Genomic DNA, 15,196 nt, shown 5'->3' with positions numbered 1-15,196 from the left:
AGCTGCCGCCGGCCCGGGCGCTCGGACGGTGCGACACGCCCGGGCTGGTACTGGTAGGCTTGCGCAGGACTTCGGCGAGGGCCGCGTACGCGCGGCCGTGATCGACGCAGTGGGAGACCCGGCCAGACTCTGGGACCGTTCCTCACGCGTGCACGCGTTCGAGTTGCAACACCACAGACCCCCCGATGCCGGCACTCCGGCGTCGTCCCCGACACCAGGAGGCATCATGGCTGACTACACCAAGCTCGCGGCGGAAGTCCGCACCAAGTTCGGCAAGGGTGCGGCCCGCAAGCTCCGCGCTGCCGACAAGATCCCCGCCGTCGTCTACGGCCACGGTACCGAGCCGCAGCACATCAGCCTGCCGGGCCACGAGACGATGCTGCTCGTCCGTACCGCCAACGCGGTCGTCGACCTCGACATCGAGGGTGCGGCCCAGCTCGCCCTCGTCAAGGACGTCCAGCGTGACCCGGTGCGCCAGATCATCGAGCACATCGACCTCGTCGTCCTGCGCCGTGGCGAGAAGGTCACCGTCGACGTCCCCGTGGTCATCGAGGGCGAGTCCTTCTCGGGCACCATCCACGTGCAGGACCTCAACACCGTCTCGCTGCTCGTCCTCGCGACGGACATCCCCGAGCACGTCACCGTCAACGTCGAGGGCCTCGAGGACGGCGTGCAGATCCACGCCGCCCAGCTCGAACTCCCCGAGGGTGCCGAGCTCGAGACCGACGCCGAGGCGCTGGTCGTCGCGATCGTCACCCCGCGTGGCACCGCAGACGACGACGCCGCAGACGAGGCCTCGGCCGAGGCCGGCGCCGAAGCCGGTGCCGAGGGCGGCTCCGAGCCGGTCTCCGAGTAACACCCCTTCGCAGGCATCTGGTCGACGCTGATGGCGACGTGCTCATGACGGGCACCACGTTCGTGGTGGTCGGGCTCGGGAACCCCGGGCCCGACTACTCGGGCAACCGCCACAACGTCGGCCAGATGGTCCTCGACGAACTGGCCGCCCGGATGGGCGCCACGTTCAAGAAGCACAAGACCCCGAACCAGGTCGCCGAGGGGCGCCTGGTGCCGGGAGGCCCGAAGCTCGTCCTCGCGAAACCCGGGTCGTTCATGAACACCTCCGGGGGACCGGTCTCGGCCGTCCTCGGGTTCTACAGTGTGCCGCCGACGGACCTGATCCTGGTCCACGACGAGCTCGACCTGCCGTTCGACACCGTGCGGCTCAAGGGCAACGGCGGACACGGCGGGCACAACGGCATCCGTGACGTCATCAAGGCGACGAACACCAACGAGTTCGCCCGGGTGCGGGTCGGCATCGGCCGTCCGCCCGGACGCCAGGACCCGGCCGACTACGTGCTGCGTGACTTCTCCGCGGCCGAGAAGAAACTGCTGCCGAACCTGTTGGCCGACGCCGCCGACGCGGTCGAGGCGATCGTGACCGACGGGCTGCTGGCGGCCCAGCAGCGCTTCCACGCCCCGGCATGACGACCGCGGTCGTGCTCGCGTCGAACCCGCTCGCGATGGGCGCGGTCATCGTCGTCGCGGTCGTGGGCCTCACGCTCGCCTGGACGGCGCGCCTGCTCGGCCGACGTGCGGCCGAGCAGGCTCGCGCGAGCGAGCCGACGCCCCCGCCGGACGACCTGGAGCCCGGCAGCTCCTGACCCCGGACCGGCCGGGAGGCCCGTCCAGACTCCGCCAGGCGCCTCCTGTTCGCCCGTCGCGCACGGGGCCACCGCTGTCGGGGGCCGCCGGTACCATCGTGTGAGTGACGATCTCGGGCCTCATCCCTGCGCTCTCGCGCGCCTCCTCCTTCGATCGTGCGCTCCGTGCCGCTCCTCGCGACGCCGACTTCTCGGTCGTCGACGGGCTCCGCGTGCCGCTGTTCGCCGCGCTCCTGGCCGCCCGGACCGGTCCGCAGTGCGCCTTCGTCATCACCGCCACCGGCCGTGAAGCCGAAGCGGTCCGTGACGCCCTGAGCTGCACGATCCCGGATGCCGACGTGCTCGAGTTCCCGGCGTGGGAGACCCTGCCGCACGAGCGTCTCAGCCCCAGCCCGCAGACCGTCGGCACCCGCATCGCCACGCTCCGCGCACTGCAGCGCTGGCAGGACACACCCACCGACGAGCGTCGCACGACCGTCGTCGTCGCCAGCGTCCGGGCCGCGCTGCAGCCGATCGCCGACAACCTCACCGAACTCGCCCCGGTCGTCCTGCACACCGGGTCGCGGGGCAACGACCTCAGCCGACTCGCGTCGCAGCTCGTCGACCTGGCGTACGCCCGCGTCGACCTCGTCACCCGCCGTGGCGAGTTCGCCGTCCGCGGTGGCATCCTCGACGTCTTCCCGCCGACCGCCGACCACCCGGTGCGCGTCGACTTCTTCGGCGACGAGATCGACGGTGTCAAGGCCTTCTCGGTGGCCGACCAGCGTTCGACGGAGGACGACCTCGGCTCGGTCGAGCTCACCGCCTCCCGCGAACTGCTGCTGAGCGAGGACGTCCGGCAGCGGGCACGCGAGATGCTGCACGAGTTCCCCAACCTGTCCCAGATGCTCGCGAAGGTGTCCGAGGGGATCCCGGTGGAGGGCATGGAGTCCCTCGCACCCGCACTCGTCCGGAAGCTCGTGCCGGTCACGCACTACCTGCCCGACGCGGCGACGATCGCGGTGTTCTCGCCCGAGCGGGTCAGCGGGCGTGCGCACAGCCTGGCCGAGACCAACCAGGAGTTCCTGCAGGCAGCCTGGAGCGCCGCGGTCGCGGGTGCCCAGGCGCCGATCGACCTCGACTCCGGCAACTTCATGACGGTCCAGCAGCTCAAGAACACCCGAGGCCAGCGGACCTGGTGGACGGTGTCGCCGTTCGACTCCGGTGCCGACGAACCGATCACCGACTCCGACGCCGTCGCCGAGGCGGGGGAGTACATCCGCGTCCCAGGCGACTCGGTCCCGAGCTTCGCGGGCAGCGCAGACGGTGCCGTCGCGCACGTCAAGGCGCTCACCGACGACCAGTGGGCCGTCGTGGTGACCGCGCAGGGCCAGGGGCTCGTCGAGCGGGCGGTCCAGGTCCTGGCGGAGGCCGGTGTCGCGGCACGGGCCGAAGCGCTGGTCGGGCCGCCGCAGCCGGGTGTCGCGATCGTGACGACCGCCAGCGTCGAGCACGGGTTCTCCGTCGCCGACCCGCGGATCGCGCTGTTCAGCGAGGCCGAGTTCTACGGCCGCAGCGTCCAGCAGGGCGCCCGAACCGTGAAGAAGCTCGCGAGCCGCCGCAAGAACGTCGTCGACCCGCTGCAGCTCAAGCCGGGCGACGTCGTCGTGCACGCGACGCACGGCATCGGCAAGTTCGTCGAGCTCGTCAGCCGAGAGATCAGCTCCGGCGGCCGCAACGCCGTGAAGCAGCAGCGCGAGTACCTGGTGCTCGAGTACGCACCGTCGAAGCGCAACTACCCCGGTGACAAGCTCTTCGTGCCGACGGACCAGCTCGACCAGCTCTCCCGGTACGTCGGCGGCGAGAACCCGACCCTGTCCAAGATGGGCGGTTCGGACTGGTCCGCGGCGAAGTCGAAGGCACGCAAGGCCGTCCGGGACATCGCGGTCGACCTCGTGAAGCTGTACTCGGCGCGCATGGCGTCGAAGGGGCACGCGTTCGGCCCGGACACCCCTTGGCAGCGCGAGCTGGAAGAGGCGTTCCCGTTCGCGGAGACCGCCGACCAGCTGACGACCATCGACGAGATCAAGCGCGACATGGAGAGCCCGATCCCGATGGACCGGCTGCTCTCCGGTGACGTCGGCTACGGCAAGACCGAGGTCGCGATCCGGGCCGCGTTCAAGGCCGTGCAGGACGGCAAGCAGGTCGCCGTCCTCGTGCCCACGACGCTGCTCGTCCGCCAGCACATGGAGACGTTCCAGGAGCGCTTCGCCGGGTTCCCGGTCAACCTCCGCGCGCTCAGCCGGTTCCAGACCGAGAAGGAGTCCAAGGAGACGCTCGCGGGTCTGGCCGACGGCACGGTGGACATCGTGATCGGGACCCACCGGATCCTGTCGCAGAACGTGCAGTTCAAGGACGTCGGCCTCGTCATCATCGACGAGGAGCAACGGTTCGGCGTCGAGCACAAGGACCAGCTCAAGAAGCTCAAGACGAACGTGGACGTGCTGGCGATGTCCGCCACGCCGATCCCGCGCTCGCTCGAGATGGCCGTGACCGGCATCCGCGAGATGTCGACGCTCGCGACGCCGCCGGAGGACCGCCACCCGATCCTGACGTTCGTCGGTCCGCAGTCGGACCTGCAGATCGCTGCGGCGATCAAGCGCGAGATGCTCCGGGAGGGGCAGGTGTTCTACGTGCACAACCGCGTGAAGGACATCCAGTCGGTCGCGTCGCACCTCGCCGAGATCCTGCCGGATGCCCGCATCGCCGTCGCGCACGGGCAGATGGGCGAGCAGGCCCTCGAGCAGGTCATGGTCGACTTCTGGGAGCGCCGCTTCGACGTCCTGGTGTCGACGACGATCATCGAGACCGGCCTGGACATCGCGAACGCGAACACGCTCATCATCGACAAGGCCGACAAGTACGGCTTGTCGCAGTTGCACCAGCTCCGCGGCCGTGTCGGTCGTGGGCGCGAGCGCGGGTACGCGTACTTCCTCTACGACGCCGACAAGCCGCTGTCCGACACCGCCCAGGACCGGCTCGAGACCATCGCGGCGAACAACGAGCTCGGCGCGGGCATGCAGGTCGCGATGAAGGACCTCGAGATCCGCGGTGCCGGCAACCTGCTCGGCGGCGAACAGTCCGGGCACATCGCGGGTGTCGGCTTCGACCTGTACCTGCGGATGATCGGCGAGGCGGTGTCGCAGTTCCGCGGTGACGTCGCCGAGGGGCAGACCGAGCTCCGGCTCGAGATCCCGGTCGACGCACACATCCCGGACGACTACGTCGAGTCCGAGCGCCTGCGCCTCGAGGCGTACCAGAAGCTCTCGGCTGCGTCGGCTCCGGCCGCCCAGGCCGAGGCGATCGACATGGTCCTCGACGAGCTCACCGACCGCTACGGCACACCGCCGCAGGCCGTCCTCACCCTCATCGAGGTCTCCCGTCTCCGCCGGATGGCGCAGCAGGTCGGCCTGTCCGACGTCGTCGTGATGGGCTCCAACCTGCGGGTCGCCGGCAAGGAACTGGCGGACTCCGCGCAGGTGCGCCTGAAGCGGATGTTCCCGGGAGCGCGCTGGTTCCCGCAGCAGGACGCCGCGAGCATCCCGGTGCCGAAGCCGCACGGCGAGACCCTGCCGGACGACGCCCTCATCGGCTGGGTGGAGAGCATCCTCACCGCCGTCTACGGGGCGCCGGCGCGCGAAGAGGCGTCGACCGTCTGACTCGTCTGATCGTTCGGCCGTCGGTCCCCCTGTCGGACGGGAGGCCCGTGGTGGATCCGCCACGGGCCTCCCGTCCGACAGCGGTCCTGCTACTCGGTGGCTTCGGCTTCGGAGAGCTCGCGACGCTGGCGGTAGCGGCGGGCGCGGACCGAGACGACGATCGCGGAGGCGACCATCGCGATCCCGGACCCGACGAGCACGGCGAGGACGCCCTCGTCGACGATCTCCTGGTTCGCGGCGAACGCCAGCTCGTTCATGAGCAGCGACACGGTGAACCCGATGCCGCCGAGCACCCCGACGGTCATCACCGAGCCGAACGACAGCGCCGACCGGCCGGGGCCGCGGAAGACCCGACCGGCGATCGTGCCGAAGAGCGTGATGCCGATGACCTTGCCGACCGGCAGCGCGAGGACGACACCCCAGAAGGTCGGCGAGAGCTCGGCGATCCCGACGGCGGGGATGACCACCGCGGCGGAGACGAACGCGAACACGGGCAGGACGATCGCGTTCGACCACGGCTCGACGTGCTCGTGCAGGGTGCCACCCGGACGTCGGGGCAGGACGAGCCCCAGCGCCACTCCGGCGATCGTGGCGTGCACGCCGGAGTGGTACACGAGCCACCAGGTGACCAGGCCGATCAGGACCATCGCGACGATGAGGAACGGCTGCGCACGGCCACCGGGGCGCAGACAACGGCCGAGCACCGCGAACAGCACGAGCAGGACCGCGGCACCGCCGAGTGCCAGGAAGTCGGTGCCGTGCGCGAAGACGACGGCGATGATGACGATCGCGATGAGGTCGTCGAGGACGGCGAGGGCGAGGAGGAACACCCGGATCGTCGAGGGCAGTCCGCGGCCGAACATCGCCAGGACCCCGAGCGCGAACGCGATGTCCGTCGCGGTCGGGATCGGCCAGCCGTGCGTGTACTGCGTGCCGGACGTGACGAGCAGGTAGACCAGCGCGGGGACGAGCACGCCGCCGACGGCCGCGATCGCGGGGACCACGGCGGTCTTCGGGTTCGCGAGCTCCCCCACCACCAGCTCGTGCTTGAGCTCGACGGCCACGAGCAGGAAGAAGACCGCGAGCAGACCGTCGCTGACCCAGTGCGCGATCGACAGGTCCAGGCCGATCGCTCCCCACGGCGTGTGCCAGTCGAGGCCTCGCTCGAGCCCGGGGCCGAGGGCGGTGTTCGCGACGACCAGGCCGAGGACGGCGGCGGACAGCAGCGCGATGGCGCTGAAACGAGGGGAACGGACGAAGGAGGGCATGCGTCTCCGGAGGCGATCGGGTACGGGGAACGGATCGTCGACCAGACTTCCCGACACGCCTCGACCACCGTACCGGACGGACCCTGGTGTTCGATCCGTGCAGAGCGGACGGTGGCAGCATGGCGTCATGACATCCGTTGACGAACTCGTCGCCGTCGTGGACCGCCTGCTCGACCCGGAGCACGGATGCGTCTGGAACCGCGAGCAGACCCACGCGAGCCTCGCCCGGTACGCCGTGGAGGAGACCTACGAACTGGTCGACGCCATCGACGGCGACGACACCGACGAACTGCGTGAAGAGCTCGGCGACGTGCTGTACCAGGTGGTGTTGCACGCCGGGATCGCCGCGCACGAGGGACGGTTCGACCTCGACGACGTCGCCGACGGTGTCCGCGAGAAGATGCAGCGCCGCCACCCGCACGTGTTCGGCGACGAGGAGGCGCACACGGTCGAGGACGTCGTCCGCGTCTGGCGCGCCGCGAAGGCCGCGGAGAAGGCCGGACGCAGCAGCGTGTACGCGGGGGTGCCGCGGGCGATGCCGCCACTCGAGCGTGCCGTGAAGCTGTTCGAACGGCTGGAGGAGCGCGGCGAGTTGCACGCGGCGGTGGCCTCCGTGACGGACGGCAGTGTCGTCGAGCAGGTCGGTGGGTCGGACACGGGCGGTGCCGGTGCGACCGCGCAGCAGCCGTTCGGGAGTCGCGTCGACGCGGCCTGGGGAGCGGGCATGCTCGCCGAGGTGGCGGTGGTGCACGAGCAGGGCGTCGATCCGGTCGCGAGCCTGCGGGCGGCGGTGACGCTGCTGGAGACGGCGGCTCGCCAGGCGGAGCAGGCGCTGGCCGGGCAGGAGCCGGAGGTGCAGGCACCGTCCGGGCAGGAGCCGGAGGTGCCAGCCGGGCAGGAGCCGCAGGCGCAGACACAGCAGGGTGACGAGGAGCGGGCGTCCTCCTAACCCGAAAAAGGAGGACGCCCGCGAGCGGGAGAAGACGTCGCCAGGGAGCAACGTCGTCAGGGGATCCCGCTCGAACCGCGTGGGCGATTGCAGCACTTGCCCCCGCTGACGACCGACGAGTGGATCAGGCACCCATCGGCCGAGGTTCTGGATGAAGCATATCAGCGGACACCACTCGGCTGCAACCGGGCACCGTGCTCTGCGACAATCGACGGCATGGCGACGACCGTGACGGCCCCCCGGGGCATGCGAGACCACCTCCCCGCGGACAAGTCCCGGCGCGAGCACGTGCTCGGGGTCATCCGGGGTGTGTACGCACGCCACGGGTTCGACGAGATCGAGACGCCCGTGCTCGAGGACGCCGCCCGGCTGCACTCGGGACTGGGTGGCGACAACGAGAAGCTCGCGTTCGCGGTGATGAAGCGCGGCCTGGCCACCGACGACCTCCAGCGGGCCGGAGCACCCCTGGACCTCGCCGACCTCGGCCTCCGGTTCGACCTGACCGTCCCGCTCGCCCGCTTCTACGCGTCGCACCGCGCCGAGCTGCCCACCGTCTTCCGCGCCGTGCAGATCGCGCCGGTCTGGCGGGCTGAACGGCCGCAGAAGGGCCGGTACCGCCAGTTCGTGCAGTGCGACATCGACATCCTCGGAGAGCCGGGGCAGCTGGCCGAGATCGAACTGATCACCGCGACCACGGCGGCACTCGACGCCCTGGGCATCGCCGGGACCTCGATCCGCATCAACGACCGCCGCATCCTGCTCGCGCTCCTCGCCTCGTGGGGGATCACGGAGCAGGCCGCGGCCGACCGGGCCCTCATCACCGTCGACAAGCTCGACAAGATCGGGCCGGACGGCGTCGCGAAGGAGCTGGGCGAGTCGCTGGACCTCGACGGCGCCGGACTCGCGGACACCATCCGCGCGCTCGAGTCCGCCGACTGGGACAGCGTCCGCGGCGCCGCGTGGCTGGACGCCGACGCGTTCGCCGACCTCGAGCGTCTGCGGGCAGCCCTCCCGGGCGTGGACCTGCGCTTCGACCCGACGCTCGTGCGCGGCATGGGCTACTACACGGGCACGATCTTCGAGGTCGCGCACCCGGACTTCGGTTACAGCCTGGGCGGCGGCGGGCGCTACGACGGCATGATCGGTCGCTTCCTGGGCCAGGACGTGCCAGCGGTCGGGTTCTCGCTCGGGTTCGAACGGCTCGTCGACCTGGTCACGCTGCCGGACGCCGACGCGGACGACGCCGTCGTGCTCGTGTACGACAAGGACGTCGACCCGGTGCGCCTCGCCGCCCTCAAGACCGAGGCCCTCGGGTCGCACCACCGGGTGCGTCTCGAGAAGCGCACGAAGAAAATGAAGAACCTGCTCGCCGGCCTGGTGGAGCAGGGCTTCGGGTCGTTCGCCACGGTGGACGCCGACACGACGACGCTCGACGGCGTCACGTTCCGGCCGCTCGCCTGATCGACGCCCACCGGTCATCCACAGGCCGCCGTCGTCCGAGACCGGCGTCGCTAGGATCGACCGTGAACCACAACAACCCAACGACAGGGAGTACCAAGTGGCAGTGATCGATGCCGTAGGCGCACGCGAAGTCCTCGATTCCCGAGGCAACCCGACGGTCGAGGTCGAGGTCCTCCTGGATGACGGCGTCGTCTCGCGCGCGCTCGTCCCCTCCGGTGCCTCCACCGGCGCCTTCGAAGCGTACGAACTGCGTGACGGCGACGACTCGCGCTACGGCGGCAAGGGCGTCCTCAAGGCCGTCGAAGCCGTGCTCGACGAGATCGGCCCGGCGCTCGAGGGCTTCGACGCCACCGACCAGCGACTCGTCGACGCCGCGCTCATCGAGCTCGACGGCACCGAGAACAAGTCCCGCCTCGGCGCGAACGCGATCCTCGGCGCCTCGCTCGCCGTCGCCCGTGCCGCGGCCGACTCGGTCGACCTGCCGCTGTTCCGCTACCTCGGTGGCCCGAACGCGCACACGCTGCCGGTCCCGCTCATGAACGTCGTCAACGGCGGTGCCCACGCGGACACCAACGTCGACATCCAGGAGTTCTTCCTGGTGCCCTACGGCGCCGAGTCCTTCTCGGAAGCGCTCCGCTGGGGTGTCGAGACCTACCACGCCCTCAAGGGTGAGCTGAAGAAGCAGGGCCTGGCGACCGGCCTCGGTGACGAGGGCGGCTTCGCCCCGGAGCTCGCCTCGAACCGCGCGGCGCTCGACTTCCTGCTCGCCGCGATCGAGAAGGCCGGCTTCACCCCGGGCAAGGACATCGCGCTGGGCCTCGACGTCGCCAGCACCGAGTTCTTCCACGACGGCAAGTACACGTTCGAGGGCAAGCAGCTCTCGAGCCAGGAGTTCACGCAGTACTTCGTCGACCTGACGCGCGACTACCCGCTCGCCACGATCGAGGACCCGCTGGCCGAGGACGACTGGGAGGGCTGGACCCACCTGACCGCCGAGCTCGGCTCGAAGCTGCAGATCGTCGGCGACGACCTGTACGTCACGAACCCGAAGCGCCTGCAGCGTGGCATCGACGAGAAGGCCGGCAACTCGATCCTGGTGAAGGTGAACCAGATCGGCACGCTGACCGAGACCCTCGACGCGGTCTCGCTCGCGCAGCGCCACGGCATGACGGCGATCCTGTCCCACCGCTCCGGTGAGACCGAGGACACCACCATCGCGGACATCGCGGTCGCGGTCGACGGCGGCCAGATCAAGACCGGTGCGCCGGCTCGTTCGGACCGTGTCGCGAAGTACAACCAGCTCCTCCGTATCGAGGAAGAGCTCGGCGACGCCGCGGTCTACGCCGGCCGCTCGGCGTTCCCGCGCTCGGCTTCGCTGTAACCAGCACCTCCGGAACGCCGTCCTCCCGCCGGGAGGGCGGCGTTCCGCCGTGTCGGGCCGATGCGATCCCGGGAGGCGGGTCGCGCCTCCCGGCCGAGACGCCTCCGTCTGCCCGAGACGCCGCCTCGTGCCCGAGACGCCGCGGACCCCGGCGGCGTCTCGCGGCCTCCGCGGCGTCTCAGGGGCACGGCCGGTGTCTCGGCGCGGGAGCCCGGGGAGGCGAGCCGACGGGAGGCGAGCGGACGGGAGGCCCGGGGCGCGCCTCCCGGCCGGCTGCCGTCCCTGAGAGGGTCCGGCACACGCGCGTGCCGGAGTGGCGCACCGCCGGCACCGCGTTATCGTCGACGGGTGCCCAGCCAGAAGCCCCGAGTCCGCCGCGTCCCCGTGGCGATGCCCGAGGGAGCCGCCTCCGCGCAGCCCTGGTACCGCTCGCTGCACTTCTCCGGCTTCAGCCTGCTGATGCTCGCGATCATCGTGCTGTTCGTCGTCGTCCTGGCGCCGTCGCTCCGGACCCTCGTGCAGCAGCAGGAGCAGATCGCCGGCATGCAGCGGCAGGTGGCGGCGCAGAAGGCCGACGTGGCGCAGAAGAAGCACGACCTGGCCCGCTGGGACGACCCGGCGTACATCGAGGCGCAGGCTCGCGACCGTCTGCTCTACGTGTACCCGGGCGAGGAGAGCTACCTGGTGATGGGTGCCGAGAAGGGCACCACGGCGACGCCGCCGCCCACCACTGAATCCGGCACCCCGGTCAGCTCCACCGTGCAGACCCCGAAGGTGGACTGGGTGCAGTCGCTGCTGTCCTCCGTCATGCAGGCCGGTCTGTCCGACGAGACCCGCAGCGAACTCGAGCGCACCGGCAGCACCGACAGCGACTCGTCACCGAAGTAGGGGCCGCGCGCGGAGTCCGGTAGGCTCACGTCCCCGTGACGACCCCTCCGTTCGACCCGCCGACCGCCCACGACGTCGCGGTGGTGTCCGCTCAGCTCGGACGTCCCGCTCGTGACGTCATCGGCATCGCGGCGCGCTGCGTCTGCGGCAACCCGACGGTCGTGTCCACGAAGCCGCGTCTCGGCAACGGCACCCCGTTCCCGACGCTGTACTACCTGTGCCACCCCGCCGCCACCGCGGCGGTGAGCACCCTCGAGGCGAACCAGGTCATGCCCGAACTGGCCGCGCTCCTCGAGGACCCCGACACCGCTGAGCAGTACCGCCGCGCACACCAGGCGTACCTCGACGACCGCGAGTCGATCGAGCACGTCGAGGAGATCGCGGGCATCAGCGCGGGCGGCATGCCCACCCGTGTCAAGTGCCTGCACGCGCTCGTCGGTCACGCCCTCGCCGCCGGCCCCGGCGTCAACCCCATCGGCGACCTCGCGCTCGAGCGCGCGGACTGGTCGCCCTCCCGGTGTGTGTGCCGGGCATATGATGAGGATGCAGACGCCGGAGTCGGGGCGGGTGGCGGCGAGAACTGACCAGCCTCCCAGCAGCTCACCCCACCCCAAGGAGAACACGAACCGTGCCCAAGATCCTCGTCGTCGGCGGCGGTTACGCCGGCTTCTACACCGCCTGGAAGCTCGAGAAGCACCTTCGCAAGGGCGAAGCCGACGTCGTCATGGTGGACCCGCTGCCGTACATGACGTACCAGCCGTTCCTGCCCGAGGTCGCCGCCGGCTCCATCGAGCCGCGTCACGCCGTGGTGTCGCACCGCCGCCACCTCAAGTCCACGCGCGTCGTCACCGCGAAGGTCACCGCGGTCGACCACGCGAACAAGACCGCGACGATCACCCCCGAGCTCGGCGAGCCCTGGGAAGAGTCCTACGACCAGATCGTCATGACGGCCGGCGCCGTGTCCCGCACGTTCCCGATCCCGGGTGTCGCGGACGAGGCCATCGGCCTGAAGACCATCGAAGAGGCCGCCGCGATCCGCGACAAGATCCTCACCAACTTCGCCAAGGCGGCGAACCTGCCGGCCGGCCCCGAGCGTCAGCGTCTGCTCACGGTCGTCGTCGTCGGCGGTGGCTTCGCCGGCATCGAGGTGTTCGCCGAGCTCCGCTCCTTCGTGTCGGACCTGCTCAGCAGCTACCCGCAGATCGCCTTCGAGGACACGCACTTCCACCTGGTCGAGGCGATGGGCCGCATCATGCCCGAGGTCTCGCTCGAGACCTCGCACTGGGTCCTCAAGAACCTCGCCGAACGCGGTGCCACGGTGCACCTCGAGACCCAGCTGGCCTCGGCCGTGGGCGGTGTCTGCCAGCTCAAGGCCAAGGACGAGTCGATCGAGGTCATCGAGTCCGACCTGATCATCTGGACCGCCGGCGTGATGGCGAACCCCATGGTCAAGGGCACCGACTTCCCGCTCGAGCCCCGCGGTCGCATCACCGTGCAGCCCGACCTCCGCATCGTCGACGAGGGCACCGTCATCGCCGACGCCTGGGCCTGCGGCGACGTCGCAGCCGTCCCGGACCTCACCGGTGGTGGCGTCGGCGGCATGTGCGTCCCGAACGCCCAGCACGCCGTCCGTCAGGCCAAGCAGCTGGCCAAGAACCTCGTCGCCACGATCCGCGGCGAGGCGACGGTCGACTACAAGCACGAGAACCTCGGCGCAGTCGCGGGCCTCGGTCTCGGCATCGGCGTGTTCCAGTCCGGCAAGTTCGCGATGAAGGGCTTCCTCGCCTGGGGCGCCCACCGTGGTTACCACGGCCTGGCCATGCCGTCGTGGGAGCGCAAGATCCGTGTCGTCGGCGACTGGGTCGGCAACTTCTTCCTGGGCCGCGACATCGCGTCCCTCGACGACCGCGAGACCCCCCGCGCCGCCTTCGAGGCCTGGGCCTCCCGCCCGAAGCCGGCCGTCGAGGCCGCTCCGGAAGCGGAGTCGCCGGCCGCCGGCCAGCCCGCCGGTGCTGCCGGTCCCGCGTACGCGACGCCGGCCGAGGACGTCTCGAAGGAAGCCGAGCCCGTCGCTGCCGGCGAGTCGGCGAAGACCGAGTAGAGACCGCACGCACGCAGTCGAGAGGGCGGTCACCCGATGGGTGGCCGCCCTCTGGCGTCGGTAGGCTGTCCCGGCCCGACCGTCACGGTCGTGCGCCCCCGTGGCCCAATCGGTAGAGGCATGCGACTTAAAATCGCCGAGTTGTGGGTTCGAGTCCCACCGGGGGTACGAGCACGGACGGGTAGGCGACTCAACATCGCCGAGTTGTGGGTTCGAGTCCCACCGGGGGTACGAGCACGGACGGGTAGGGGACTCAACATCGCCGAGTTGTGGGTTCGAGTCCCACCGGGGGTACGAGGACCGGGCGGGCAGCGCCGTCGGAACGCCACCACTCGTTACGCTGACCCTGTGGTCGGGATCGGGAGTGCGCTGACGAACCTCCGGGACGCCCTCCGGCGCCCCGAGGCCCACGTCGAGGTCATCGACGGCGAGACCGTCCCGATCGGCATGCTCCTCGGCACGCTCGGCACCCTGCTGCTGGACGCCGGCAGCTCCGTCACCGACGTCCGGTCCGCGCTCGAGAAGACCCGCGACGCCGCCGGTGTCGGCGACGGTCTGGTGATCGGCGTGCTGCCGGCGCTCGTGATCGTCAGCGAGACCGCGACCGGCGCCGCCACCATCGTCAACGCCGAGGGCATCGAACTGTCGTTCCGCCAGTCGGCCCGCGCGAACCGTCTGGTCCTCGGCCTGGAACGCGGCGCGATCGCGCTGGCCGAGATCCCGGCCCGTGTCCGCAGCATCCGGCAGGGCACCCGTCCACCGGCACCGCTGCCGTGGGTGCTCGGCAACGCGCTGACGTCGGCCGGGCTCGCCGTCGTGTTCCGGGTCCCGTGGTGGGCGGTGCTCGTGGCCCTCGTCGTCGGGGCGCTGGTCGGGGTGATCGGGCTGCTGCTCCGGCGCTTCCGGGAGGCCGTCGCCGTCGTCCCGTTCCTGGCGGCCTTCTGTTCGACCGCGGTCGTCGGGCTCGTCGCTGCGAGCACCGGGTTCGACCACGTCCCCCTCTACGCCGTCTGCGCGCCGGTCGCGGTGTTCGTGCCGGGAGCGCTCATCACCAACGCGCTGCTCGAACTCACGGCAGCCGACATCGTCACCGGTTCGGCGCGGCTGATGCAGGGCCTCATCATGCTCGGCTTCATGGCGGCGGGCATCGCGGCCGGTAGCGCCGTCACCGGGCTGCGCGTCGACCCGACGTCCGCGGCGCTCGTCGGCGAGGTCGCCGGCATCGGCACGGACCGCGCGGGCTGGGAGGCGGTCCCGGCCCTCTGGGTGTCGTGGGTCGCCGTCGTGGTCCTGGCGACCGGCATCAGCCTGGTCTTCGGCTCGGGGTGGCGCCTCACCGCGGCCTCGGTCGTCGTGATGGTCACCGCCTACGCGGTCGTCTCGTGGCTGACCCCGTTCAGCGGCAGCGTCGTCGCGACCGGCCTGGCCGCGGCACTGCTCTTCGTCGCGACGCGCGTGCTGGAGCGGATGGTGCCGGTCATCCCGGCGACGGTGTCGTTCCGACCCGCGTTCCTGTTGCTCGTCCCGGGCACGGTCGGCCTGGTCGCGGTGGCGACCTTCGACGCCGGAGCGCTCGCGACGCCGCTCGCGACGTTCGTCAGCCTCTGCGTCGGCACGAAGATCGGTGGCCTCCTGCCCGGCCTGTTCGCCCGCTCGGCCCCCACGCACTGAGCCCGGTCCCGGGACACCGCCGATGGCGGGACGGGAGGCCCGTGGCGGGCTCGTGCCGAGCCTCCCGGCAGTCAGCCAGTCAGGCAGACAGACCGACAGACCGACAGACCGACAGACC

The 15,196-nt window shown here is 70.9% G+C and carries 12 protein-coding genes and 1 tRNA gene; 12 read left to right on the top strand and 1 reads right to left on the bottom strand.

Annotated features, from left to right (window positions below; genetic code table 11):
- Nucleotides 1-226 precede the first annotated feature (226 nt).
- The 4 genes from DEI89_RS07235 to mfd all read left to right on the top strand — a co-directional run bounded on the left by DEI89_RS07235 (nt 227) and on the right by mfd (nt 5,359).
- Nucleotides 227-856 carry a 50S ribosomal protein L25/general stress protein Ctc gene (locus DEI89_RS07235; protein ID WP_110903357.1) on the top strand — a complete coding sequence of 210 codons (630 nt, stop codon included), beginning with the start codon at nt 227-229 and terminating at the stop codon, nt 854-856.
- A gap of 44 nt (nt 857-900) precedes the next feature.
- Complete coding sequence (pth, locus tag DEI89_RS07230) at nt 901-1,485, top strand: aminoacyl-tRNA hydrolase (protein WP_110903403.1); 585 nt, start codon at nt 901-903, stop codon at nt 1,483-1,485.
- A complete protein-coding gene (locus DEI89_RS07225; RefSeq protein WP_110903356.1) occupies nt 1,482-1,661 on the top strand; it encodes a hypothetical protein in 180 nt (59 codons plus the stop codon). Before pth ends, DEI89_RS07225 begins: the two co-directional genes overlap by 4 nt.
- Nucleotides 1,662-1,765: 104 nt before the next feature.
- Complete coding sequence (gene mfd, locus DEI89_RS07220; RefSeq protein WP_110903355.1) at nt 1,766-5,359, top strand: transcription-repair coupling factor; 3,594 nt, start codon at nt 1,766-1,768, stop codon at nt 5,357-5,359.
- Between the two features lie 89 nt (nt 5,360-5,448).
- Here mfd and nhaA read toward each other — a convergent pair whose 3' ends face one another.
- Nucleotides 5,449-6,627, bottom strand: a complete 1,179-nt coding sequence (gene nhaA / locus DEI89_RS07215) for a Na+/H+ antiporter NhaA (RefSeq protein ID WP_110903354.1) — start codon at nt 6,625-6,627, stop codon at nt 5,449-5,451.
- Between the two features lie 127 nt (nt 6,628-6,754).
- Here nhaA and DEI89_RS07210 point away from each other — a divergent pair, with 127 nt between their 5' ends.
- From DEI89_RS07210 to DEI89_RS07175, 8 genes are all read left to right on the top strand, one after another.
- Nucleotides 6,755-7,576, top strand: coding sequence for a MazG family protein (locus DEI89_RS07210; protein ID WP_181421543.1), 822 nt, complete (start codon nt 6,755-6,757; stop codon nt 7,574-7,576).
- 216 nt (nt 7,577-7,792) lie between these two features.
- Nucleotides 7,793-9,037: a histidine--tRNA ligase gene (hisS, locus tag DEI89_RS07205; RefSeq protein ID WP_110903352.1), complete on the top strand. Its 1,245-nt coding sequence runs from the start codon at nt 7,793-7,795 to the stop codon at nt 9,035-9,037.
- A gap of 97 nt (nt 9,038-9,134) precedes the next feature.
- Complete coding sequence (eno, locus tag DEI89_RS07200; protein WP_110903351.1) at nt 9,135-10,418, top strand: phosphopyruvate hydratase; 1,284 nt, start codon at nt 9,135-9,137, stop codon at nt 10,416-10,418.
- Between the two features lie 348 nt (nt 10,419-10,766).
- Nucleotides 10,767-11,306 (top strand): septum formation initiator family protein, encoded by a 540-nt coding sequence (locus DEI89_RS07195; protein WP_258366137.1) that lies wholly within the window; start codon nt 10,767-10,769, stop codon nt 11,304-11,306.
- A 35-nt stretch (nt 11,307-11,341) separates the two neighbouring features.
- On the top strand, nt 11,342-11,890 hold the full coding sequence (locus DEI89_RS07190; RefSeq protein ID WP_110903350.1) for a DUF501 domain-containing protein: 549 nt from the start codon (nt 11,342-11,344) through the stop codon (nt 11,888-11,890).
- Nucleotides 11,891-11,934: 44 nt separating this feature from the next.
- Entirely contained in the window at nt 11,935-13,407 is a 1,473-nt protein-coding gene (locus tag DEI89_RS07185; RefSeq protein ID WP_110903349.1) for an NAD(P)/FAD-dependent oxidoreductase, read from the top strand.
- Nucleotides 13,408-13,501: 94 nt separating this feature from the next.
- Nucleotides 13,502-13,575, top strand: a tRNA-Leu gene (locus DEI89_RS07180).
- A gap of 180 nt (nt 13,576-13,755) precedes the next feature.
- Nucleotides 13,756-15,078 (top strand): threonine/serine exporter family protein, encoded by a 1,323-nt coding sequence (locus tag DEI89_RS07175; RefSeq protein WP_181421542.1) that lies wholly within the window; start codon nt 13,756-13,758, stop codon nt 15,076-15,078.
- Nucleotides 15,079-15,196: the final 118 nt, after the last annotated feature.

Origin of the sequence: Curtobacterium sp. MCBD17_030 (genome assembly GCF_003224255.1) — a bacterium.
Classification (GTDB): domain Bacteria; phylum Actinomycetota; class Actinomycetes; order Actinomycetales; family Microbacteriaceae; genus Curtobacterium.
This window is presented reverse-complemented; position numbering and strand designations above follow the sequence as displayed.